19 protein-coding genes are annotated in these 24,374 nt (G+C 42.3%); 4 read left to right on the forward strand and 15 right to left on the reverse strand.

The window, feature by feature from the left end; all coding sequences use genetic code 11:
* Positions 1-40: 40 nt before the first annotated feature.
* Complete coding sequence (asnB, locus tag LC036_RS09845; protein ID WP_226581618.1) at positions 41-1,930, forward strand: asparagine synthase (glutamine-hydrolyzing); 1,890 nt, start codon at positions 41-43, stop codon at positions 1,928-1,930.
* 120 nt (positions 1,931-2,050) lie between these two features.
* Here the strand turns inward: asnB and LC036_RS09850 are convergent, their stop codons facing one another.
* The 6 genes from LC036_RS09850 to LC036_RS09875 all read right to left on the reverse strand — a co-directional run bounded on the left by LC036_RS09850 (position 2,051) and on the right by LC036_RS09875 (position 9,951).
* A complete protein-coding gene (locus LC036_RS09850) occupies positions 2,051-3,292 on the reverse strand; it encodes an aminopeptidase (RefSeq protein ID WP_413229883.1) in 1,242 nt (413 codons plus the stop codon).
* 104 nt (positions 3,293-3,396) lie between these two features.
* Positions 3,397-5,295 (reverse strand): ABC-F family ATP-binding cassette domain-containing protein, encoded by a 1,899-nt coding sequence (locus LC036_RS09855; RefSeq protein WP_226581622.1) that lies wholly within the window; start codon positions 5,293-5,295, stop codon positions 3,397-3,399.
* 238 nt (positions 5,296-5,533) lie between these two features.
* The gene (locus LC036_RS09860; protein ID WP_226581624.1) at positions 5,534-6,952 is read right to left on the reverse strand and encodes an alanine/glycine:cation symporter family protein; all 1,419 of its coding nucleotides are present in this window, start codon (positions 6,950-6,952) and stop codon (positions 5,534-5,536) included.
* A gap of 393 nt (positions 6,953-7,345) precedes the next feature.
* The gene (locus tag LC036_RS09865; RefSeq protein WP_226581626.1) at positions 7,346-7,867 is read right to left on the reverse strand and encodes an acyl-CoA thioesterase; all 522 of its coding nucleotides are present in this window, start codon (positions 7,865-7,867) and stop codon (positions 7,346-7,348) included.
* Positions 7,868-7,933: 66 nt separating this feature from the next.
* Positions 7,934-9,265, reverse strand: coding sequence for a sensor histidine kinase (locus LC036_RS09870; protein ID WP_226581628.1), 1,332 nt, complete (start codon positions 9,263-9,265; stop codon positions 7,934-7,936).
* Positions 9,262-9,951: a response regulator transcription factor gene (locus LC036_RS09875; protein ID WP_226581631.1), complete on the reverse strand. Its 690-nt coding sequence runs from the start codon at positions 9,949-9,951 to the stop codon at positions 9,262-9,264. The genes LC036_RS09870 and LC036_RS09875 overlap by 4 nt, the downstream gene beginning before the upstream one ends.
* Before the next feature lie 186 nt (positions 9,952-10,137).
* Here LC036_RS09875 and LC036_RS09880 point away from each other — a divergent pair, with 186 nt between their 5' ends.
* Positions 10,138-11,286: a S1C family serine protease gene (locus LC036_RS09880; RefSeq protein WP_226581633.1), complete on the forward strand. Its 1,149-nt coding sequence runs from the start codon at positions 10,138-10,140 to the stop codon at positions 11,284-11,286.
* Positions 11,287-11,543: 257 nt separating this feature from the next.
* On the opposite strand, the gene cls is transcribed toward LC036_RS09880, so the two are convergent.
* From cls to LC036_RS09910, 6 genes are all read right to left on the reverse strand, one after another.
* Positions 11,544-12,986: a cardiolipin synthase gene (cls, locus tag LC036_RS09885; protein ID WP_226582505.1), complete on the reverse strand. Its 1,443-nt coding sequence runs from the start codon at positions 12,984-12,986 to the stop codon at positions 11,544-11,546.
* 144 nt (positions 12,987-13,130) lie between these two features.
* The gene (locus tag LC036_RS09890) at positions 13,131-13,679 is read right to left on the reverse strand and encodes a transcription repressor NadR (RefSeq protein WP_226581635.1); all 549 of its coding nucleotides are present in this window, start codon (positions 13,677-13,679) and stop codon (positions 13,131-13,133) included.
* Positions 13,680-13,736: 57 nt separating this feature from the next.
* The gene (locus tag LC036_RS09895; protein WP_226581636.1) at positions 13,737-15,215 is read right to left on the reverse strand and encodes a glycoside hydrolase family 32 protein; all 1,479 of its coding nucleotides are present in this window, start codon (positions 15,213-15,215) and stop codon (positions 13,737-13,739) included.
* A 192-nt stretch (positions 15,216-15,407) separates the two neighbouring features.
* Positions 15,408-15,902, reverse strand: a complete 495-nt coding sequence (locus LC036_RS09900) for a PTS glucose transporter subunit IIA (RefSeq protein ID WP_226581638.1) — start codon at positions 15,900-15,902, stop codon at positions 15,408-15,410.
* Positions 15,903-16,168: 266 nt separating this feature from the next.
* A complete protein-coding gene (gene megL, locus LC036_RS09905; protein WP_226581642.1) occupies positions 16,169-17,350 on the reverse strand; it encodes a methionine gamma-lyase in 1,182 nt (393 codons plus the stop codon).
* Between the two features lie 108 nt (positions 17,351-17,458).
* Positions 17,459-18,718, reverse strand: coding sequence for an EAL and HDOD domain-containing protein (locus LC036_RS09910; RefSeq protein ID WP_226581645.1), 1,260 nt, complete (start codon positions 18,716-18,718; stop codon positions 17,459-17,461).
* 143 nt (positions 18,719-18,861) lie between these two features.
* On the opposite strand from LC036_RS09910, the gene LC036_RS09915 reads away from it, so the two are divergent.
* Positions 18,862-20,451, forward strand: coding sequence for an FAD-dependent oxidoreductase (locus LC036_RS09915; RefSeq protein WP_226581647.1), 1,590 nt, complete (start codon positions 18,862-18,864; stop codon positions 20,449-20,451).
* Between the two features lie 106 nt (positions 20,452-20,557).
* Positions 20,558-21,463, forward strand: a complete 906-nt coding sequence (rarD, locus tag LC036_RS09920; protein ID WP_226581649.1) for an EamA family transporter RarD — start codon at positions 20,558-20,560, stop codon at positions 21,461-21,463.
* A gap of 84 nt (positions 21,464-21,547) precedes the next feature.
* Here rarD and LC036_RS09925 read toward each other — a convergent pair whose 3' ends face one another.
* The 3 genes from LC036_RS09925 to LC036_RS09935 are packed head-to-tail and all read right to left on the reverse strand — an operon-like array spanning position 21,548 to position 24,285.
* The gene (locus tag LC036_RS09925) at positions 21,548-22,513 is read right to left on the reverse strand and encodes an NAD(P)/FAD-dependent oxidoreductase (RefSeq protein WP_226581651.1); all 966 of its coding nucleotides are present in this window, start codon (positions 22,511-22,513) and stop codon (positions 21,548-21,550) included.
* 58 nt (positions 22,514-22,571) lie between these two features.
* Entirely contained in the window at positions 22,572-23,027 is a 456-nt protein-coding gene (locus LC036_RS09930; protein ID WP_226581654.1) for a hypothetical protein, read from the reverse strand.
* Between the two features lie 40 nt (positions 23,028-23,067).
* A complete protein-coding gene (locus LC036_RS09935) occupies positions 23,068-24,285 on the reverse strand; it encodes an NAD(P)/FAD-dependent oxidoreductase (protein WP_226581656.1) in 1,218 nt (405 codons plus the stop codon).
* Between the last annotated feature and the right edge of the window lie 89 nt (positions 24,286-24,374).

A 24,374-nucleotide genomic window follows, 5' to 3' on the forward strand; every position in this document is an offset into this window, starting at 1 on the left:
TAACAGGCTTCTTCTTATTAATCAATAGGAGGCTATACATATGTGTGGAATTGTAGGATATGTTCATTCAAAAGAAAGCTATGAATCAGCTGTTATCGAAAGTATGATGGAAAGAATCCATCATCGTGGTCCTGATCATGGAGAGTCCTACACAGATGCATCTATTAGTTTAGGGTTCCGCCGTTTAAGCATCATTGATCGTACGTCGAATGCCAACCAGCCCATGTTCTGTGAAAACAATCGGTTTATTTTGGTATTTAACGGTGAAATTTATAATTTTCACCATTTGAAAGAGCAGCTGACTGCCGATGGTCATGAGTTCAAAAGTCACACAGATAGTGAAGTTATGCTCCATGGTTATGAACAATATGGTTTTGATGTTTTACAAAGGGTACGCGGGATGTTTGCGGTCGCTATCTGGGATAAAGAGAAAGAAGAATTGTTTTTAGCACGTGACCCTTTTGGAATCAAGCCTCTCTACTATACAGAAAACACTGAAGACGGCTCTTTTGTATTCGGATCTGAGATTAAGTCTTTCTTGTCCTACCCACCCTTTAAAAAAGAATTCAATGATGAAGCTTTACAGCCTTATCTCACCTTCCAATATTCAGCAATGGAAGAAACTTTCTTTAAGGGGGTTTACAAGCTTAAACCAGGCCATTATATGGTTTACAAATCTGGAGAGTTGAAAACCTACGCTTACTGGGATGCTTCTTACTCTGAGGAGACTACATCTCTTGAGACAGCTGTAGAAGATATTAAAAACTCAATGAAAGACTCTGTAAATTACCATAAAATCAGCGATGTTCCTGTTGGTTCTTTTTTGTCAGGCGGCATTGATTCAAGCTATGTGACCACACTGCTTAAGCCTCAAAAAACATTTTCTGTCGGGTTTGAAGAATATGAGGGAATGTTTAACGAAACTAACCTTGCAGAGGACTTGTCACAAAAATTAAACGTCGATAATCATAAAAAGATGATATCTGGAGAAGAGTTTTTCGAAAAGATTCCATTGATTCAATATCACATGGATGAACCTCATGCGAACCTTTCTTCCATTCCGCTATATTTCTTAGCAGAACTGGCAAGTAAGCATGTGACCGTCGTCCTTTCCGGTGAAGGAGCAGATGAATTGTTTGGAGGCTATGACTGGTACAGAGTAAGTCCAAAACAAAAAGCCTATCAAAAAGTTCCCTTCGTGTTACGTCGGGCTACATCAAAAATCAGTCAGGGATTACCGGATAACCGTCTGACAAACTTTTTATCTTCAGGAGGCCAAAAGGTCGAAGAAAAATTCATTGGGCAGGCAAAAATTTTCAGCCGGACGGAATCAACAAAAGTTCTAAAACCATCTTATCTCAGTGATCATACATCAGACAGCATACTTGCTTCTACTTATGAAAAGGTATTGAAAGAAAATGATTATACAAAAATGCAGTACGCAGATATCCGCCATTGGTTACCAGGTGACATTTTACAAAAGGCAGATAAAATGAGCTCCGCGCATTCTCTTGAACTTCGTGTCCCTTTCCTGGATTACAAAGTTATGGAATCTGCAAGTAAACTCACTCCTGAATTAAGGGCTGGTCGGAAAGATACAAAATATGCTTTAAGGCAGGCGGCGAAGTCTGTCCTTCCTGACGAATGGGCAAACCGCCCTAAAGTCGGCTTTCCAGTCCCTATTCGTCACTGGCTCCGTGAAGAAAAATACTATAATCATATGAAGAGCGTTTTATCTTCTGAGACGGCATCCAAATTCTTTTACACAGAAGAACTAATACAGTACTTGGATGACCATTATGAGAATCGCGGAAATTATCAACGTTATATTTGGACGGTTTATGTATTTCTAATCTGGTATGGTGTTTATTTCTCCGCCGAAAACTCGAAAATTGAAGAGATCTCAGAACGAGAACTGGTACTTACTTAAAGGTCATTATGCGGATGAAGGGACAGAGAGAATCGGGGGGTGTGCTCTTCCCTCTTGAAGAACTTAAGTGATCCTCCACTAAAAAACGGCAGCGAACAACGCTGCCGTTTTTTCTGATGATTATTCAAATGTAATAGCCCAGCTTCCTTTACGCATCACAGCTTCCGTTGTGCCATCTTCCAGCACGCCATCAATATCAAGGTCTGCTGATCCCATCATAAAATCAACATGAGAAAGGCTGTGGTTTACACCGTTCTGGTCGAGCTCTTCTTCACTCATATCAGAACCACCTTCCACATTATTTGGGTAAGCTTTCCCAAGAGCAAGGTGACAGGAGGCATTTTCATCATAAAGAGTGTTATAGAAAATGAGTCCTGACTGAGAAATCGGTGACTCGTGTGGAACAAGAGCAAGCTCTCCGAGACGGCGGGAGCCTTCATCAGTTTCAAGAAGGTGCTGTAGTGTTTCGCTGCCTTCTTCAGCTGTAAAATCGACCACTTTCCCTTCCTTGAACGTTAATGTGAAGTTATCGATGACATTTCCACCGTAATTCAATGGCTTTGTACTTGCCACAGTACCATCTACACCATATTTATGAGGAGCGGTGAACACTTCTTCGGTAGGCATGTTCGGGTTGAATTGCACACCACCTTCAACAGTCTTAGCCGGTCCTCCCTTCCAGACGTGACCCTTAGGTAAGGATACTTCCAAATCAGTACCTGGAGCTTTATAAATTAACTTTTGATACTGCTTTTTATTTAAGTATTCGCGCGCCGTAATTAAGTTTTGATTGTGCTCTTCCCATGCGGCTACAGGATCTTCACGGTCTACACGAACAATGCTGAAGATCTGCTTCCATAGTTTTTCTACAGCGGTCTCTTCCGTTTCATTTGGAAAAATCTTTTGAGCCCAGGCAGGGACCGGAATACTCACAATGGACCATTGAATACGATCATTCATCGTGTAGTTACGGAATGTTGCCATCGCTTCAGAACGAGCCTTATTAGAGGCCGCTACTTTTCCTGCATCGATGCCTTTCAATAGGTCTGGATCTGTGGATCGAATAGACAGGATAGCTGCACCGTTCTCAGCAAAATATGTGAACTTCTGCTGCTGCCACTCCGGTACTTCCGATAGTGTCTCTTGATCAGCATACTCATACTTCATGCGTGTCAGCTCATCATCACTCCAGTTGATATGTACGTCTTTCGCCCCCATTTCAAAGGCTTTACGTGCTACAATGCGGGTGAATTCAGCCCCTACTATCGTTGAATTGATCATAAGCAGTTGATTTTTTTGCAGATTGACTCCTGTACTTAACGCCAATTCTGCGTACTTTTCTAAGCTTTCATGACTCGGCATTTTCATCATTATTCCTCCTATTTACCTTTGTATCCGTATTCATTATTCCATAAATCCTGGTGCAGTACAAAAGATGGCAGCCTGACATGCTGTCAGGCTGCCGCTTATTCCTTCTCCATTTCTTCAACTATAAGAGAAAGTTCTTCCCACCGTTCCATCTTCGCTTCTAACTCCGCCTCAAGCTTTTGTTGTTCCTGCGAAAGCTCTTGGACTTTATCATAATTAGAAGCCTCTTCCGCAAGCTTTTCATTGATATCCTCTATATCCGCTTCCAGTGCAGCAATGTCATCTTCAATCGTTTCCCACTCTTGTTTCTCCCGGTAAGACAGCTTCCGTTTTCGGTTTGAGCGCCGGGTGTCTTCCTGGACAGATGGCTTCTTAGTCGTTACATGAGCAGCTTTTTGTTCTTCTTTTTTTGCGTCCAGGTACTCAGTGTAATTGCCGTAGAATCTTCGTATCTCTCCCCCTGTTTCAAAGGCAAGCAGCCGATCTACAACGCGGTCCAGGAAATAACGGTCGTGTGAGACGGTGACGACAACTCCAGGGAATTGTTCTAAATAATCCTCCAGGATACTCAACGTCTCCGTATCTAAATCATTGGTTGGTTCATCAAGAAATAAAACATTTGGTTCTTTCATTAATACCCTTAACAGATATAAACGTCTTCGCTCTCCTCCTGATAAACGCTTGATATACGTCCACTGTTGAGGTCTGGGGAATAAGAAACGTTCGAGCATTTGTTCAGCCGTAATTTCATCGCCTTCTGAGGTTGTAATGACTTCCGCTACCTCTTTGATGTACTCGATCACCTTCAAGCTCTCATCCAGTTCGCCATGATCCTGTGTATAATAGCCGATTTTTACAGTAGCCCCCGTGTGAACCTCACCATCATCAGGCTTCAGGCGTTCTGCCATAATATTGAGAAGGGTTGTCTTCCCTGACCCATTAGGTCCAATAATACCGAGACGCTCTCCAGGAACAACTAAATAATTGAACTTTTCAATAAGAGTTTGAGAACCAAATGAGTGAGAGATCTCTTTCAACTCAATGACTTGATTGCCAAGCCTGGTGGAACCGATTGCCATTTCAACGTTCTCTTTATTTTTAACATAACTCTCTTCCTTCATCGCCTCCACCCGCTGCTTACGGGCTTTTTGTTTTGTCGTCCTTGCTTTAACACCTGCTTTAAGCCAGGCCAGTTCTCTGCGCAGCGTATTTTGATGTTTCTGCTCTGCCTGCCGTTCCCATTCTTCTCGTTCTGCTTTTTTCTCAAGGAACGTTTCGTAATTTCCTTCATAGATAAATAACCGGCTTTGATCCAGTTCATAAATCAAATTCGTTACGCGATTTAAAAAGTAGCGGTCGTGCGTGACAACTACAAGAGAACCTTTGTAACCAGCCAGGTACTCTTCCATCCATTCAATTGTTTCATTATCCAGATGGTTGGTCGGCTCGTCTAACAAGAGCAGATCGGCTGGCTGAATGAGGGCTTTAGCAATGGCAACGCGCTTCTTTTGTCCACCGGAGAGATCTTTCACCTTTTTATCAAAAAAAGTGATTCCTAATTTAGATAAGACAGTTTTAGCTATTGTGCTTGCTTCCCATGCGTCTTTCTCATCCATTTTCTGCTGAAGCTCCAGCATCTCTTCCTGCACACCTGTATCTTCAGGATTCTTTGCAAGTTCCAGCAGAACCTTCTCATATTTACGCATAAGAACCATGACTTCAGCATCTCCATCGTATATTTGTTCTAATACGCTTTTTTCCTCATCCAGGTCAGGGTCTTGAGGGAGATATTCTACTGAAAAATCTTTAGCATGGTCCATGCTGCCTTTATCAGCACTTTCTATTCCTGCAAGTATTTTCAGCAGCGTTGATTTCCCCGTTCCATTCACACCGATGAGACCGATACGCTGCTGGTTTGATATAGTAAAAGATAGTTCATTGAATAAGTCCTTATCTCCATAACTCTTACTCAATTCATTGACGGATAGTAAACTCATAACGATCATTCCTTTAAAGAGAATCTTTTTTAATCATATCACATCAGGGTGATCTTTCGTTCCAAAGACGGCGCTGACTGTTGATTGGTCATCTGGAAGCTGTAAGGATAGGAAAGCTCGTGGTTTCCTGTCCTTACACGCATCTAAAGCTTTTGTAGACTTAAGTTCGAGAGAATGTCTCCGTTACGGACTATTAAAAAACTGCCCTGAACCGGTAGGTTCTAGGGCAGTAAGTAGTTTAGACCTGTTCTTTTTGAGAGGACTGATCCCTTCTCCAGTATTCCATTCCATCTACTCCCGGCAGATGATCCTGGTAAAAGACAGGGTCCTTCCCAGCTTTTCTTTGTTTCACATAGTCGTTCAACGCTGCATAGGCAACAGAAGACAAACGGAAGATTGCATACAAGTTGATTAGTGCCATAATCCCCATCGTCAAATCAGCCAGGGACCAGACAAGATCAAATTCAGCCACTGCCCCGAACATAACCATACCTAGAACAGCAAGACGATAAATAAAGATATTACTTTTGCTGGTCTTAATAAACTCGATATTGGTTTCCCCATAATAATAATTACCAATAATGGAACTGAATGCGAAGAGAAGGATGGCAATAGCAATGAATATAGCCGCCCATGGTCCTAATTGCGATTCGAATGCTTCTTGTGTCAATTGAATTCCATCAAGCGTCGTTCCTTCGTACTCCCCTGCAAAAAGAATGATAACAGCTGTAGCACTACAGATAAGAAGAGTATCCGTGAAAACGCCCAGCGTTTGAATCAGCCCCTGTTTTACCGGGTGGGTAACTTCAGAAGTTGCCGCAGCATTAGGCGCGCTTCCCATACCAGCTTCGTTCGAAAACAGACCACGTTTAATTCCAATTAAAATCATACCCCCGAATGTTCCGCCGGCAATCTCACGAAAACCAAACGCCCCGGCAAATATTTGACTGAACATTACAGGTACCTGCCCAAGATTGGAAAACAGAACATAACCAGCCAAAATAATATAAAAGATAGCCATTACAGGGATAATGTACTGAGTCACTTGGGCAATTCGTTTTAAACCGCCGAAGATAATAAGAGCTACGACGAACGTAAGCAAAGCTCCCATGAGCCATTTATCGATATTGAAGGAGTTCTCAAAAGCCAGACGAATTGTGTTGGACTGTACAGAGCTGAAAACAAGTCCATAAGTGAAGGTGATCGTAATCGCAAACACAATACCCAGGGTTCTATTCTTAAGTCCCTTTTCAATATAATAAGCGGGACCACCCCGATATTGGTTTTTATCAGGAACTTTATATACCTGTGCCAGTGTACTCTCAATGAAACTGGATGCCCCGCCTAAAACAGCTACAATCCACATCCAAAACACGGCACCAGGACCACCGACTGTAATTGCCGCGGCCACCCCGGCCAAATTACCCGTGCCTACACGGGAGGCCGTACTAATTGCGAACGCCTGAAATGGAGACGTTCCTTTCTTTCCCTCCGCTGAAATTGAGCGTTTATCAAACAGAACACGAAACATTTCAGGTATGTAACGGAACTGAGCAAATTTAAGTCTAATAGAGAACCATAATCCTAACCCCAGAAGAGTGGCGACCAGAACAGTCCCCCACATCCAGTCATTTAGAAAAGATAATACCTCTTGCATGTTAATCACTCCTCCATTTATTTATCTGGTAATCAAACAGTTCCCTCTATTTAAATGGTAAAAACTACAAATAGAAAAATATCTCCGCTCTTACTGCTGTTACTTAAACTTTCACATCTCTTCGCGAGACATTTTACTACAATACAGCATAAAAGGAACTATGCAATTTTACCACACTCAACCTTTCCAGTTCTATTAAAATCTAATTGAAAAAATTTCTTAATACACAATTGGCTTCCAGCTCTACGTCAACTTTTTTTATAATCAATCTCAGCATGTTTAAAGGACCAATAATCATTTTTTTCGCTATGAAATAGAGCGGCATAAATCAGAACTAATGTGCTTAACATTAAAAAAGCAGGAGGTCCTGGTGAGGGGTCTCCTGCTTTTTTATCATCGATTTCGCTTCCATGGAAAACTTGTTCCGAACTTCTCTGCAAGCTCTTTCGATTCTTTTCTTCTGTTTTTTCGATATTCATGACGGCGCTGTGCATGATCATGAAGCCATTTCTCCTCTTCAGATTCCGGATATACTCCCGGGACTGGAGAAGGTTCATTATTTTCATCAACGGCTACCATAGAAAGAAAAGCTGTTGTGCAGACTTTCCGTTCTCCTGTAAGTAAGTTTTCAGTCGTTGCTTTGACGAAAACCTCCATGGATGTATTATGCGTCCATGTAACAAAGGCCTCTAAACAAATCGTATCGCCTTCAAACACAGGTTGGAGAAAATCAACCGAATCCGTAGAAGCTGTGACGACAGCTTTCCTGCAATGTCTAACGGCAGCAATAGCTGCTACGTCATCAATGTGAGCCATCAATTTCCCGCCAAATAGTGTTCCATGGCTGTTTGTATCAGGTGGTAAAACATGAGAGCTTTTTACTGTTAGTGAATCTATACAAGGTTTAGTTTCCATTTACTGTTTCCTCACCTTTCATATGGAATCGTTCCCTGAAGTTTATTATATCATGTTCCGCTTTTCTCACTCTTTTTTATGAAAAATGATCTCAAAAACCGCTCCATCACCCTGCTCTTTATTATAAGCTGAGATGATTCCTCCGCTACGCTCAATGATCGCCCTGGAAATAGCCAGCCCAAGTCCAGTTTCCCCCTGTTTCCCCTTAATAAAACGTTCAAATAATTGGGGAAGAAGGTCTTCAGGAATACCAGCCCCGTCATCTGATACTCTTACTTTCATTTGGTCCTCTTCTATCTCCGTAGTAATGATAACCATCCGATCCGCGTGTCTGACGGCATTGCTTAAAATGTTAATCATAGCTTGCAGGACATGCTCGTGATCAATATTTGTATAAAACGGAGAACTCTCCTCGAGTTTAATTTCAATATTTTTATCATTAGCCAAAGGATAGAGACGGTCTTTCGCCTGGGTAACAATCATTGATAAGTCCGACTGCTCAGGATTATACACATCTTCACTGCTGTCCAGCTTGGCGAGTAGAATCATTTCGTTTACGATTTTCTTTAAACGTTCCGTTTCACTGACCATTACCGTCAGTCCTTTTTCCGCTGCTTCCCCCTTAAAAATCCCATCACGAATACCTTCAGCGTAGCCTTGGATCGACATCAAGGGGGTTTTTAATTCATGGGAAGCGTTTTGGAAAAACTGCTTTTGAGAATGGATATAACGCGAAAGTTCAGCAGCCATGTGTCTGACACTCTGCTCCACTTCTTTGATTTCTCCAGAAGCCTGAACTTTCTCGACATCCCCAAAGCGGCGCTTTTCTATTTTCTTCACTTCCTGTTTCAGCTTGGTCAGGGGGGTTACTAGTCTCCAAGTGAGAACATAACTCACAAGAATTGCCAATAATAATCCGATGAGAAACACAACGATCATCCGAACAGCAAACTCTGATTGGACATCCTGCAAATCATTAAGAGGTGTGGCCATAATTAAAATCTGATCACTATCTGAGTTCACAGGAAAATCATAAACCACATACTTTTCGTTATTACTTTCCCATACCTCCTGTCCCTCCAGCTCCTCATCATAACGTTCAATCCAAGAGAAAGCGATAGAGGAAGGCATGGTGCGGAAAAGAATCTCTCCACGTTCTTTATCAAATAACAATATCGGATAATTTCGATCCTGAATCAGTTGGGAAAGCTCAGGACTGCGCTCAGGATCCTGGTCATTAATCAGATCAATTAAAAGCTCTGCCCTTCCTTTTAACTGCCGTTGTTCATCTTGAATTAACATATCCATTAACAGCGAATAAATAAAGAAAGCAGTAATTGACATTATGATAATAATTAAAGCAGCAAAGGCTGCATTCAGCTGGTAGAGGAGCTTCATGTCGTCTTATCCCTCAACCTGTAACCGTGCCCCCAAACTGTTTCAATCGGCAGATCTTTCATCTTTTTACGCAGGCGCTTAATAAGGTCATCAACCGCCCTGTCACTTCCAAAATAATCTTCTCCCCACACTTTAATAAGCAGTTCTTCTCTTGAGAATGCCCGATTTTCCTGTGACCCTAAGATTTTCAGCATTTCAAACTCTTTTGTTGTCACTTCCACTTCCTCGCCCTTAAAATAAACTCGACGCTCCGCTTCATTTAAAACCAGCTCTCCACTTTTAATCGTTTCCGGCACTTCTGTCGATGCAGGTTTCATAACTTCCCACCTTTTCAAATGCCTTTTAACGCGCGCAACAAGCTCTCTTGGACTGAAAGGTTTCGTTAAGTAATCATCCCCGCCAAGCTCGAGACCTAATATTTTATCTACCTCTTCATCTTTTGCAGAGATAATCAAGATAGGGACTTCCGAAGTCTGACGAATCTTCTTACAAAATTCATACCCGTCCATACCAGGCAGCATAATATCGAGAACCCATAAATCCGGCGATTCCTGCTCAAAAATCCCCCATGCTTCTTCCGCTGTTTCCACCGCTCTCACATAGTAACCTTCTTTATTTAAATAGCCTTCTACAATATCTCTTATATTTGGATCATCTTCGACAACTCCAATGACTGCCTGACTCATAGTTAAAACCTCCCACCAAAGTTTTTTCTTCATTCTCTCATATTTTCAAAGAACACTCTTCTATTCCACACTTTTTCCACATTTTCACCAAAGTCATTCCATATAAGCCGGGTAGAATAAGAATTGTCAGAGGGAAACAACAAGATTAGACTTCGAATCTTTCAAGAAAGGGGACGTCGTTTCTCTATGTATGATGAAGAAAAACAAACACATAAGAAACAATATAAACGTTCAGGTATAGCTTTTAGTGTTTTAGGTGCTATTATTGCTGTATTTCTAGTAACAACCGTGTTCCAATGGAAGGGTGTTTCTATCGAAGTTAATACAGAACAGCCGACAGCCCAAGCCGATGAATTGCATTTAGGTCAAAATCAAGAAGCTGTCACACAAGCTATAGATGAGGCTTCTCCTGCAGTTGTAGGTGTAAGTAACATTCAGAATACACCTCAAGGTGCTCAAAAAGCCGGTACAGGATCAGGGGTCATTTATAAACAAGACGGAGACCAAGCTTTTGTGGTTACCAACCATCACGTCATTGATAAAGCTTCACAATTGGAAGTTATCTTGAGCGATGGTACTAAAGTTCAAGCCGAATTGAAAGGCAGTGACCCATTGACAGACCTGGCCGTTTTACAAATAGATAGCGGACATGTTGAAAAAGTTGCTGAACTGGGCAATGCCAGTGACGTAGAGGTCGGGCAGACAGCCATTGCCATCGGGAACCCACTAGGCATGGAATTCGCAGGTTCTGCTACTAAGGGAATTGTCAGCGGCCTTAACCGCAACATCCCTGTTGATATCAATGGAGATAATCAGGTCGATTGGCAGACAGAAGTAATTCAGACCGATGCAGCCATTAACCCAGGTAACAGCGGAGGAGCGCTAATTAACCTGCAGGGTGAAGTAATCGGCATTAACTCTATGAAAATTGCAAAGGCAGAGGTAGAAGGAATTGGGTTCTCCATTCCTATGAACGTCGCTGCACCAGTCATTAATGATTTAGAGAAAAACGGCGAAGTCCAACGCCCTTATATGGGAGTTTCCCTGCAAGATGTAAGTCAAATCCCAGCCTCTGTATTGCAAACCGAACTAGGTCTGCCGAAAGAGATTGACCACGGCGTCATTGTCCAAGGCGTTGAAAAAGGGTCTCCAGCTCAGGAAGCAGGTCTGGAACGTTACGATGTCATCACCGCCATCGACGGACAGAAAGTAGAATCACTCATGAGTTTACGGGAATATCTCTACAACCAAGCGAACGATGGAGATGCAGCCGAACTCGAAATTTATCGCGACGGACAGCCAACTACTGTCCAAATCACGCTAACCTCTCAGTGATATTTTGAACAGATAACTAAATGATTATGAAAAAATCGAAAACGCCTTAGAGACTCTAGGCTACCCAGCAGGTTTTACCCCCCTCCACACCTGCAGGATAGTCACTGGTCTCAGATGCCTTTTCGTCAACCATGCAAGTAAAACCAAATCAACCTCTCTCAAAAAACGCCCAGCGGATGAGCCGCCGGGCGTTTTTACCTTTAAGAAGGTCGCATTCTTATAAACTTTTCTTTTATCTATAAGACCAAGGGTGGAAACTATAAGATTGGAGACAACAGCCGGGAAATGGCTTCTTTAAACCGAATCCATTTAGACCTGGATTGATACAATTTAAACGTTAATTCCGTTGAGTCTACAATGTCTTCATGAAAACGGTCAGCCAGGAGCTGGGCAACATCCGGATGATACAAGAAGGCATTCACTTCAAAGTTAAGACGGAAACTCCGCACATCGATATTTGCTGTTCCAACTGACGCGATTTTCCCATCTACTACTATCGTCTTTGCATGCAGGAATCCTTTCTGATAAACATAGATTGTCGCACCTGCTTTAAGCATATCTCCAATATTTGAAAACGTAGCCCAATAGACAAACGGGTGATCCGGCTTGTTCGGTATCATAATCCTTACATCCACACCAGACAGCACAGCCACTCTTAGTGCGTCTAATAAGCTGTCATCCGGTATAAAGTATGGGGTTTGTATATATACGTACTCTTTCGCAGATAAGATCATTTTTAAGTATCCATGCTTAATCTGCTCCCACTCGGAGTCCGGGCCGCTTGAAACAATCTGCATACCTACATCTCCTGTAGGTTCAGCTTGATAGTAACGTTCTTCATAAACGATGTCCCCACTTGAAGCATGATTCCAATCAAGGATAAACCTTGTCTGCATATTGTTCACTGCTTCTCCAGCTACTCTGAGATGAGTATCTCTCCAGTACCCGAACTTCTTATTAAAACCTAAGTATTCATCTCCAATGTTGAAGCCGCCGATGTAACCAATCTTTCCATCAATGATGGCTAATTTCCGGTGGTTCCTATAATTGATTTTGAGATTCACTTTAGGAATTAAGGATGGAAAGAAAGACTCTACCTGAATCCCCGCATCCTCAAGCTTTCTCTTAAAGCTGCGCTTAATCAGTCGTGAGCCCATGTCATCATATAGAAGCTTTACTTTCACACCTTCGTTCGCTTTTTTTATTAATACATCAGCTAAACGATTTCCTAGATTGTCGTCTCTAATAATATAATAAAGCAGATGGATATGATCCCGGGCATTCTCAATATCTTCTAATAGTGCATGGAACTTTTTCTGCCCATCTGTAAAGACTTCCACCTCATTATTCTGGGAAAGGAGAGCGTCATTATTTTTCAAATGCATATAAATCAAATCTTCATATGGAATGATATCCTTATGCTGTACATCTAAACGATCTTCTTTAATCGCTTTCAGTTGTTCTTGAACAGCTGTCAATAAACCTAACCGGCTTTTCTTATCCCAAGTGAATATTTCCTTATCACTTAAGCGCCGTCCAAATATCAAGTATAGAACGAAACCGGCAATCGGTATAAAAAGCAAGACCATCAGCCATGCCCATGTTGCACTGGCATCTCTTCTTTCCAAGAAGATGATAGCTAAAGCGAGCAATACATTTAACCCCAGGATAATGCTCAAAAAAATGGGAAAGATGTTCAACGTGGTCACCTGCCTTTACCTTACAAAAGATTACTCTTTCAATATACCATATTCTTCTTCTGAGCTTTTTAAGCAGAAGCTCATTCAATTTTGAGAACAAAAAAGAGACAGGCTTCCTATGCATACGCCTATCTCTTCCTCTTCTTAACCGTTACTTCTCATGAGAATTCCCGCATCTTTTAAAGCCATTTCCGCCTCATCTAACGCTTCCTCATTTTCTGCTGCAATCGTGTGGGTATGAATTCCACCTGTTAGTTCTAAAAGAAACGGTGCATTGGTAGAACGGACTTTTTCAATGAATTTCTTTACATCACGCCGGTTGGAGATCCTAAGTCTTGCCACCAGATCACCATAAACCGGATGCTCAACAACAACATCCTGCACATGAACCCCGTGATCAACCAAAATATTCAACTCTTCCTCTGTGTCTTTTCCTTCATGTTGGCAAACAATAGTGCGCTGATAAGACAAGTCTTCTTTTGCGTCAGACATATACATATATCCTTGACTGGTCGCGACAATCGGCTCATTTTTAGCTTTTAATAATGAAACATCCCCAACGATTACCTGTCTGGTTACGTTCATTTCTTCTGCTAAAGAACTTCCTGTAATCGGGGCCCCTCTATGCTTCAGCAAAGAGAGAATGTATTCCCTTCGTTCGCTGGCTTTCATTTTTTTAGAAGATTGACTCATAAACATGACTCCTTCGTGCAATTTACATAACGTTATTTTACCACAGGACAAGTGAAATCAGGAAGAGGATAGGAATTTATTCTCATACGTATAACCGTTCAACTTCCACTGTTCAATGGAAAAGGATGTTTTCCCTAAGGATGTAAAAAGGATATCCTCCGCTTCGTGCTGAGGGAAAATCCTGGATGTAAAGACCTCTTCTCCTCCATTCACAAATATCTCTAGAGTTGAGTGATCAATAAATATGTGCAGACGATGAAGCCCCTGGTTGATTTCCGCCCTTCGAAATTCAGTTTTTGATTTATCCTCAAAGTGCGGCCTGGATAAAGTTAGAATACCTTTTTTATAACTTAAAGAAGCGTATTGAAAGAATTCAATAGCGAATTGGTCCTCCAGCTCTTCAAACTCAATATTCAGTTCAATGGCTCTCCCCTGAATACCCCGGATAGCATTTTGATCATTCTCAATCGTTATGGAAGAGTGAAGAAGAACAGGACCTCTCATCTCCTTTAACTCCTCTACCGGTGTTTGTATAATTTGTTCTCCATTCCATGACAGCTCCCGAGGAATGGTCATACAATGAATCCAATGGTTTTCTATTGTTGGATGCGCTTGTTCATACTGATCAGGCACCCCCATCCATCCAATAAGGAGCCGTCTTCCTTTCTCATCCTCCATTGTTTGTGGGGCATAAAATTCAAAACCGCGGTCCAGCTCCTTAAAACCATCGTGAGAGAATGTTGGTGTGTTAACATCTAACTTCCCTGCAAAGTATCCACTTTGATAGGTGTTCGCATAGTGCATTCCCTCAGCCTCTACGCCCTGCGGAGATACAACAAGAATATCCTTGTTGTTTATTTTAAAGACATCCGGGCATTCCCACATATAACCGAAGACTCCCATTTCCCCTTCTAAACTTCCAGCAATCGGACCCAGATACTCCCAATTTGTAAGGTCATGCGACCTGAAAAGTACAACTTTACCCTGCATATCTACACTTTGGGCACCTACAACTAAATACCAATAGTCGTCCTCTCTCCAAACTTTTGGATCTCTGAAATTAGCTGTGTACCCTTCCGGCCGTTCAATAACCACTCCCTTTTTTTCAAAGGTTACTGCATCATTGGAAACAGCTGCGCACTGGTACTCTTCCTCGGCGCCATTTTCACCGTCAATGTTACCTGTGTAAAACAGATAGAGCTGGTCATTATGTACCACCGCACTTCCAGAAAATACACCATCACGGTCAAACCAGTCCGAGGGTGTTAAAGCCGCGTCTTCTTCCTTCCAATGAATAAGGTCGCTCGAAGATAAATGTCCCCAAAATTTAGCACCATGATCGGTATTGAAAGGCATCCATTGATAAAACAAATGATAGGTTCCCTTCCATTGAATCCACCCGTTAGGATCATTCATAAGGCCTACGGGAGGCATATGATGATAAGTTAAGCGATATGGATCGCTTTCTACTTTACTCTTGTGTTTTTTCACTTCCTCAGATGCTGATTTACGTAATTCCACATCATTCGCTGACATAATGAACACCTCTAATTCAAGATTTTTTGTCGTCCTATCCAGGTTATAAAAACTTTACTAATTTTTCTATGTAATCTTAGCGGAAAGGGTACAGGTCCCCTGAACGTGTACCTCTATCTCGTACCTATTCTTCCCTTTCTTATAAAAAGATACCTAAGATGCAGATCTCCCGCATCTTAGGCATCGTGTTGTTTATTTCGTCTGCAGTGTGACAATCGTAGACTGTCCAGCATCAGCTCCATCACTATAAGAAGGCGTGAAGGAATCTACAATATCGTCGAAGTTCGTAATCACAACGGGAGTGATTGTACTCTTCGCTTTTTCTTTCACCAAGTTCATGTCGAAAGTTATAAGTTCGTCCCCTGCCTGTACTTTGTCTCCCGTTTTCACATGACCTTCAAATCCTTCCCCTTCCATAGAGACCGTTTCCAATCCAATATGAACGAGTACTTCTACACCTGATTTTGTTTTAATGCCTACGGCGTGATTTGTCGGGAACAGCTGAACAATTTCACCAGAAACCGGACTTACAACTTTGCCATCCGTAGGCTCAACTGCTACTCCATCCCCCATCATACGTTGACTGAACACTGGGTCGTCTACTTCATCCAGCGAAACGACCTTCCCATTTACAGGTGCAACGATTTGTTCCTCTTCACTCTTTTTTCCAAATAATTTTTTCAGCATTAGCCACCGTCCCCTTTTTTTATTTTTCGAATGAACCGTTAGTTCCTGAACATCGTGTAGCTATTTTACTTTTCCCTGCATGGAAATGGATAAACACGCCAAACTCAAAAATTACCATTTGGTCTGAAAAGCAGCTGAAATAATCGGTTATCAACGAAATCCAACAGTAGAAATCAACGCGATTTCTTGGAATACCAAAAACAGTGTCTGTATAAAATTCAAAACTAAAAAAAGCAGGTGTCAAACCCTGCTTTTTCATCATATAATTACTTCTCTAAAGCTTGATTTAGATCCTCCCAGAGGTCTTCAACTGCTTCCAAGCCTGCGGACAAGCGGACGAGACGATTGCTGATGCCCATTTCTCTACGTTTATCTTCCGGGACAACGGCATGGGTCATCGTTGCAGGATGTTGAATGAGTGTCTCTGCATCGCCAAGGCTGACGGCTATTTTTATGAGTTTTAACTGATCCATAAACTTCTGGGCATCTTTTTGGTCCCCGTCAAGTTCAAAAGCGATAACCCCTCCGCTGTCTTTCATCTGCCTTTGTACGATAGAACAGTGTTCATGTTGTGGCAGCCCCGGATAGAATACTTGACGTATTCGCGGGTGGTTATTCAGTCGTTCTGCAATTTCCTGTGCATTTGAACTATGACGATCCATACGAACATGCAAGGTCTTCATCCCTCTTAATAACAGCCAGGCATCAAATGGGGAGAGCACTCCCCCTATATCCTTCTGCTGCGATAAAGCGAGAGCACTGATGAACTCATCCGACCCTGCTACGAGACCAGCGATGACATCTCCGTGGCCTCCAATATATTTAGTAGCACTATGAATGACAATATCACAGCCTAAATCCAAAGGTTTCTGGAGATATGGTGTACAGAAGGTGTTATCGACGACAACCGGAATCCCATACCCTTCAGCCACCTTGGCGACCATCGTTAAATCAATCACTTTCATAGTGGGATTGATGGGTGTTTCAACAAAAATGCAGGACGTTTCCGGGGTGATTTTTTCATGAATTTCCTGCTCTGTCTGCATATAACTAAAATCGTGAGTGACCCTGTATTTCTCTTCCAACATTTGCAGCAATCCATACGTACAACCATATAATCCGTTTGAACATAAAACATGATCGCCGGATTTGGTCAGGGCTATCAATACAGCTGACACAGCAGCCATCCCGGAAGCAAAAGCCAGCCCTTTATCCGCCCCTTCCAGGACAGCGATACGTTCTTCCAATGCTCTTACAGTAGGATTTCCCAGACGTGTGTATATATAGCCCTCTTCTTCTCCCGCAAATCTCCGTGCTCCTTCAGCAGCTGAACCGAAAGAGAACGTAGAAGTTTGGAAGATTGGAAAGCTTAAACTCCCTTTATTTTCACCTGTCTGATATTCATTATGAATCATGTCAGTTTCTATACTTCTCTTTTTCCTTTTCACTCGATCTCCCCTCCCCACCTTTTTGTAAGCGTTTTCATTACAATTTTAACAAAAGAAGGAGAGAAAGACCTCCTTCTTAACTACTATATTCCTTCTGTCTCATCGAGTTCACTTTTCCTTCTTAGCCATTTCCTTGAAGTGTTCCTGAAAAAGCTGATCCGCCCATGCAATTGCCTGGCCGTACACTTCAAACACTTCCGTGAATTCCAGTCCCCAGTGAATTAAGTTGTCCTCCAGCCACTCAAAATCAGCCTCTTCCATGCTGACAGCGATATTTAGTACATGGCGGTACATATTTTCAAACCCCTGAAGCGCTTTTTTTATATCGGTGTCCAGTGGCAGCGATTCAATCACTTCACAGACAGGACGTTGAGTAATCACGTCTATCAGTGACATAAATCCTGTCAGGAAATATCCATCCGACTTTTCTTTCGTCCGCATCCTTATGGCAATTTGTTCACACATCTTAGCACGCACTAAACTTGTCTTCACAACCAATTGAGACTTGGAGGAGACAGGAGCTGCCTGTTCAATAGAAAGGACGTACAGCCATTTTTTTAATGTTTCTGTACCCAACAGCATAACCGCCTGCTTTATCGATTGGATCGGAACTCTAGTACGCTGTTGGGAAGAATTAATCAGCTTTAGAAGTTTATATGTAAGAGCGAGATCCTGTTCAAGAATCTGTGTCACTTTTTCAATATTAATCCCATAATCTGTATTGGATAATTCCTTAATCATTTGTACATATGCCGACGTATAAAACGGGACATCCACACCTTTAACGATATCCGGTTTACTAAAATAAAAGCCTTGAAACAGTTCAAATCCTTCTTCCAGACACCGCTGACGCTCTTCCGTTGTCTCTACCTTCTCGGCTAACAATGTGAGATTATACTCTTTCGCCAGCTGTATGATTTTTTTTCTGTTCTCATCTGTCACCAGGCGAATATCCACTTTCAATATATCCACATAATGAAGCACTTCATATAAAGAAGCACGATCAACATCAATGACATCATCCAGGGCAATAGAATACCCTTTTTGCTTAAGTTCCCGACATACACGGATTAAATCAAGACTAAAGGAAACATGCTCCAATATCTCAACAATGAGTTCTTCTGAATGGAAGTATTCCGGTACCTTATCAAGAAGCAGATCCTCAGTGAAGTTAATGAAGCAGGGTTTACGATTGGATAACCGCTCTAACCCAATCGTGACAAAACTATTCATTAATACTTCCGAAGTCGCTTGATTCGCATCCATAGGGATGAACCGGTTTTCTTTTCCGTTTCTATAGAGAAGTTCATAGGCAAAAACTGTATCATCTTCCCTCAAAATTGGCTGCCGCGCCACAAATACTTCCATTCTGTTTACCACCTTCGCCCTTAACTATCCACTAAAATAATTATACTACAAAGCAGCTTTACTTGTTAATTTCCTCAAAGAAAATACATGAAATGGTAAGGTCAGGAAAGACTGAGAGAAAAGAGCCATTCAGGAGGGATCATATGGAACAACATGAAAACTGGACGCAGCCAGAGCCACTGTGGAGAGAGAATGCATCCTTGCCGAGTTATGAAGCTTTAAAGGAGGACACGGCAACAGAAGTAGCCGTTGTAGGTGGAGGAATCACAGGAATTACGACTGCCTACTTATTAGCCAAAGCAGGAAAAAAAGTTACCCTGCTTGAAGCCGATGAACTATTGAATGGTACAACAGGACATACGTCTGCGAAAGTAACAGCACAGCATGGTCTCATCTACCATGAATTAATGAACCATTTCGGTGAAGAAGAAGCTTCCCTTTATTACCAAGCACAGACAGACGCCCTGGAAACGATGCAGGAATGGGTGGAAAAGTATGATATATCATGTGAATGGGTGAAAGAAGATGCCTACTTATTTGCCACTACGAAGCAGGGTGCCCATAAGCTTGAAAAGGAATTTGAAGCTTACCAGGCTTTAGGAATTCCAGGCCAGTTAAGCGAAGCCCTCCCTTTTCAAATGGACGCAACAAAAACTCTCTGCATGAATAATCAAGCCCGGTTTCATCCAATCAAATATTTAGCTGCATTACTTTCAGAGTTCATTAAACTGGGTGGGGAAATATTTGAGCACACCAAAGCTACGGATGTTAAAGAAGGGGATCGAATGGAAATTCAAACAGGAGAAGGATATACGGTTGCCTGTGAAAAAGTAATTTCCTGCAGTCACTTCCCTTTTTATGACGGCAAAGGATTTTATTTCAGCCGGATGTATGCAGAGCGTTCCTATATTATGGCGATTGAACCGGAAAAAGAAATACCCGATGGGATGTATTTATCCATCGACGAACCTAAGCGTTCCATTCGAACCGCCGAATATGAAGGAACCCCTATCTTATTGATAGGCGGAGAAAGTCACAAAACCGGCCAGGGAGTTGATACCTCGTTCCACTATCACGCTTTAGAGGAATTCGCCGCTGAAACCTTCGGGGTGAAGCGAAAACTATTCCAATGGTCGGCTCAAGATTTGACGACACTTGATAAAGTTCCATATATCGGCCCAATCACACGAAAAAATGACCGCATCTTCATTGCTACAGGATTCCATAAATGGGGGATGACAAGTGGAACATTGGCGGCCAAACTTCTCTGTGACTACATTACAGGAGAAGAATCGCTTTTCCATCAACTATTTAAGCCGACAAGGTTTAAATCAGATCCAAGTATGAAACAATTCATTTCCCAGAGCTTCGATGTAGCTACCCATCTTGTCGAAGGAAAACTTGAGTTAGTAGCCGACCGTCCTAATCGACTAAATAAGGGGGAGGGAAAAATTGTCCAGTGGAAAGGAGAGCGTGCAGGTGCTTATCGGGATGATAAAGGTCAACTCCATGTACTGGACACCACCTGTACTCATATGGGATGTGAAGTAGAATGGAACAGTGCTGAACATACGTGGGACTGTCCTTGTCATGGTTCCAGATTCTCCTATGATGGTTCTGTGGTTGAAGGGCCGGCGGATCAACCACTCATGAAAATTGCAATCGAAGAAAATTCAGAGGTACCTCCTCGGATTGAAGAGAATGAATTTGAGGAACCTCAGGATTCTCAATAAAAAAATGCATGGTCATCAGGCCATGCATTTTTTCTGCGTCTTCATCCAATCGGTGCTATAATGAATCGAACTGAATACTAAATATTGTAAGGAAAGGATCCTAAAAATGTTACATGAGCAGAAGATCGGTATCCTATATACCGCTGCTTCTTATATTCTGTGGGGAATACTCCCCGTTTATTGGAAGCTCATTCAGCAAATTTCAGCTTTTGAAATCCTGGCTCACCGCATTGTTTGGTCATTTGTATTTATGGGCATCATCGTCCTCCTTACAAAAAAACACAGAGAATTTGCTCTTGAATGCCGCTCCATCTTGAAAAGTAAAAAGCAGCTGATAGGCATTTCACTTGCTTCGGTAGCAATCAGCGTCAACTGGGTCACCTACATATTAGCAGTCAATACCAACCACGTTGTTGAAGCGAGCCTTGGTTATTATATTAATCCTCTTGTAAGCATCCTGCTTGGAATGATTGTTTTAAAAGAGACATTTTCCAAAGCTCAATGGCTGGCCTTCCTGCTCGCAGCGCTTGGTGTTCTCTACATGACAATAAACTTCGGTTCTGTCCCCTGGCTTGCGTTATTGCTGGCTTTCAGCTTCGGGTCTTACGGTTTATTAAAGAAGCTCGTCCCTTTAAATGCCATGTTTGGTCTGACTATCGAAACGCTTATCGTCACGCCGGTTGCTCTCCTTTTTCTTGTTCAACAGCAAAGTGGTCAGTGGTCATCCATAAGCTGGCTGTCACTTACTTCCGCTCTCGTCTTTGGTGCAGGTATTGTAACAGCTGTCCCCCTATTGCTTTTCTCTGCAGGGGCTAAACGCATTCCACTCTCAATGGTTGGATTTCTGCAATATTTTGCTCCAACAATTATGCTCATCATCGGTGTATTTCTATATGATGAACCATTTACGAGCGTTCATGTTGTATCCTTCACTCTGATCTGGTCAGGTCTTGCTGTCTACACGGTCACCAGGGTGAAACGGTTGAAAAAGTATGAAGCAAAAGCAAGCTGATGCAAAAAAGGCTTCCCTTACAGGAAGCCCTTTTTTGTACATATATTTAGTGAATACACAGGACAAGGAACATCCCACGCCTTTTCACCAACTTAAATAAGCCGCTGCATCCCGGCCGGATAAGTAAGCACTCTCAAATCTTGTACGGCCGGCTTCGTCGTTCGGTCTTAAAAACGCATCCCCGGCAACAACTAATCGTCCATCTCCCAGAACATCAATACACGATTCTTCGAGTACGTCTCTTGCCTGAGCATAGCGCCAGCGTTTCAACTGCTCGGATTCCATAACGTCCCAGTCAAAATAGGATTCTACCTTTTCCTTAATCAAAGACATTACGTAATCTTCTCCGTAATACTTTCTGGACCAGTCGCCTGTCATATATACGCTGACAATGGTGTCATCAGAGATTCCTTTCTTTTTATGGTCAACAATCCGCTCCACTCCCTCCGGAAGATTCTGATCTACATGACCATTCTCTGGTAGGTTTGTGGATTGTTGAAAATGATAGATCCCTACATAGGTCGGTTCAAAAACAATGCTTTTCAGCTGTTTTAGTGTAGGTGCTGACACATTCACCGGACTATTTTTCAATAGCTCTACAATTTGAGGCACCGGCATCGTCATCAATACTTTATCAGACTGCCACTCTGATCCATCTTCACTATAAAGTCGATATCCTCCATCAGTTTCTATCATCTTTACCACTTTTGTATGTAGGGAGGTTTGAATATCTCCTGCTAGATGTTTGGCTAGTCCATTCATTCCATCAATGGCTGTATACCGCGGATAATGATCGCCAAACCACTCCTTTATCCAGCCCTTGCTGAGCCAATCACGAACTTCTTCTTCTAGTTCTTCTGTTCTTACGGTGAAAAATTGAGCACCATGGTCCGCTTTTCCGTTAGCTACCCGCCTGGTTGCTAAACGGCCTCCTACACTCTTCCCCTTATCTGCCAATAGAATATTTGTGCGACCTTGTTTGATCAGGCGTCTTGCTGCTGTAATACCTGCTAAACCTGCCCCAATAACCGTAACTTCATAATGGTCCATCCTGACACCTCCATCTAACTTCATGTACGCGCTCTAAGAATCATAGAGGCGCATCTATCTACGCTTGCTCCGCTTCCACTACTTCTTCCAATATTGGATAAACCGCCTCGACCCCTTCCTCAGCTACCATACAGGCTACTCCAAGCGGCGTTTCCCAAAAGGAATCGGGGATGTATGGATTTTTCAACCCGGCCGGCTGGTAAAGGGAGCGATAAATACGGTTTAAATGACGCTGCGTTTCTTCAGGATCTCTTTCCCTTTCACCTCGAGCGAGTAAAAAGACATAGCGCATCGATTGAAAGAGGTTATCCCCCGGCATAAATGTGTATTCTTTAAAGAAATTCAACTGCTGTTCTGCTTTCTCTTTCAATCCGGACTTCACCGCCAAATCTTCCATGTGTTCAATTAAATGACGGTAAACTTGTTGAAAAACTCTTCTCTTTTCATCCTGCATGACTTTATCTGTATAAATTTCCTGTAGTTTTTGAAAGGCTGATTCTTTTGACCATTCCATAATTCCTCACCTCTTTACTACAAATTCGATCTTTTTCTTTTTAATCCTTCTTATACCCAAAGGTCTCTGCTTCCATTTCTACTGCTGTATAAAACAACGGGAATTCACTGGTGCTCTCTTCCAAGTGCATTCCTAGATGAGGGACGAGTTTATTCCAAACCATCGGATTCGCTGCAATGGATTGAAAAAGAGCGACTTCATTTACTGTCCATTTTTTCAAGGAATGGATATAATCCAGGGTTAATTGAAATCCTGGAAGAAGCTGCTGATCTCTTTTATCCTCAAACTCCTGCATCGCCTCTGACCAAGTCATACCTTCATCTATCTCTTTGATGGCATCGGCAAGGAGATAAGACTGCATAAACGCATCGTTTATCCCAAGTCCTGTACTTGGGTCCTTACTATGCCCAGCGTCCCCCACAAGTGCCCAGCCGTTTCCAAACGCTTTGCGGAAAAAATTAGGCATACCAGGGGTTCCGATAATTTTACTTTCGAGATGAGCTTGTTCCATTCTTTCTTTCATTCCATAAAACTGATGAAACATGAGCTCAAAGTTCTCTTTAGGAGACTTCATCATTTCTTTGAACTCATCAGGATGGATCTCAATTCCCAAACAGTCTCTCCCTTCTTCCATTGGAAAAACAAAACCAATCCGACCATCGTGAAGGAATATTTCTGTTGTAGGGGTCTGGAGAGGCCGGACTCCTTTATAGTACCCATATAAGACCGGACGTAAGGGATTCGTCTGATTGTATGTTTCAGCCTGAACCCAATGGGCGATGTTCGAGTTCTTGCCGTCCGCTCCTACAACAAGGTCACTATAAACATGATAGGATCTCCCCTTCTCCTCAATTCTGAGACCAATCACCTGATTCCCTTCCCACAAAAGCTCCCTTGCAGTAGTCTGGGATTTAAATGTGACAGAAGGATATTTCCGTGCCTCTTCAAGCAAAGCATAATCCAACTGGTCACGTTTAGGAATGATTGTATATGAAGCTCGAGGTCCTTCAATAAAACTTTCACCAATATAGGTCCGCATACGTTGTATTTTTCTTAAGCCAGTATCCTCAAGTTGGGAAAGGACCCCCAATTCTTCTAAGAATTTCGTATGAGACATAAAATGAGTGGACAAGGTATCACTTGGAAAACCTGCTTTATCTAATAATAGGACACGCTTTCCCATCCTTCCTAACCAATTAGCTAAGCTGGATCCAGCTACTCTGGCCCCTACGATGATGACATCGTATCTATTTTCCATAACCCCACTCATCCTCACTGTTCTTTTTACACCAATCATAACGGGTTTATCAGTAAAAGACTAGAAGGACCATCGTCTGATTACAATGG

It is taken from the genome of Halobacillus litoralis (genome assembly GCF_020524025.1).
GTDB lineage: Bacteria > Bacillota > Bacilli > Bacillales > Halobacillaceae > Halobacillus > Halobacillus litoralis_D.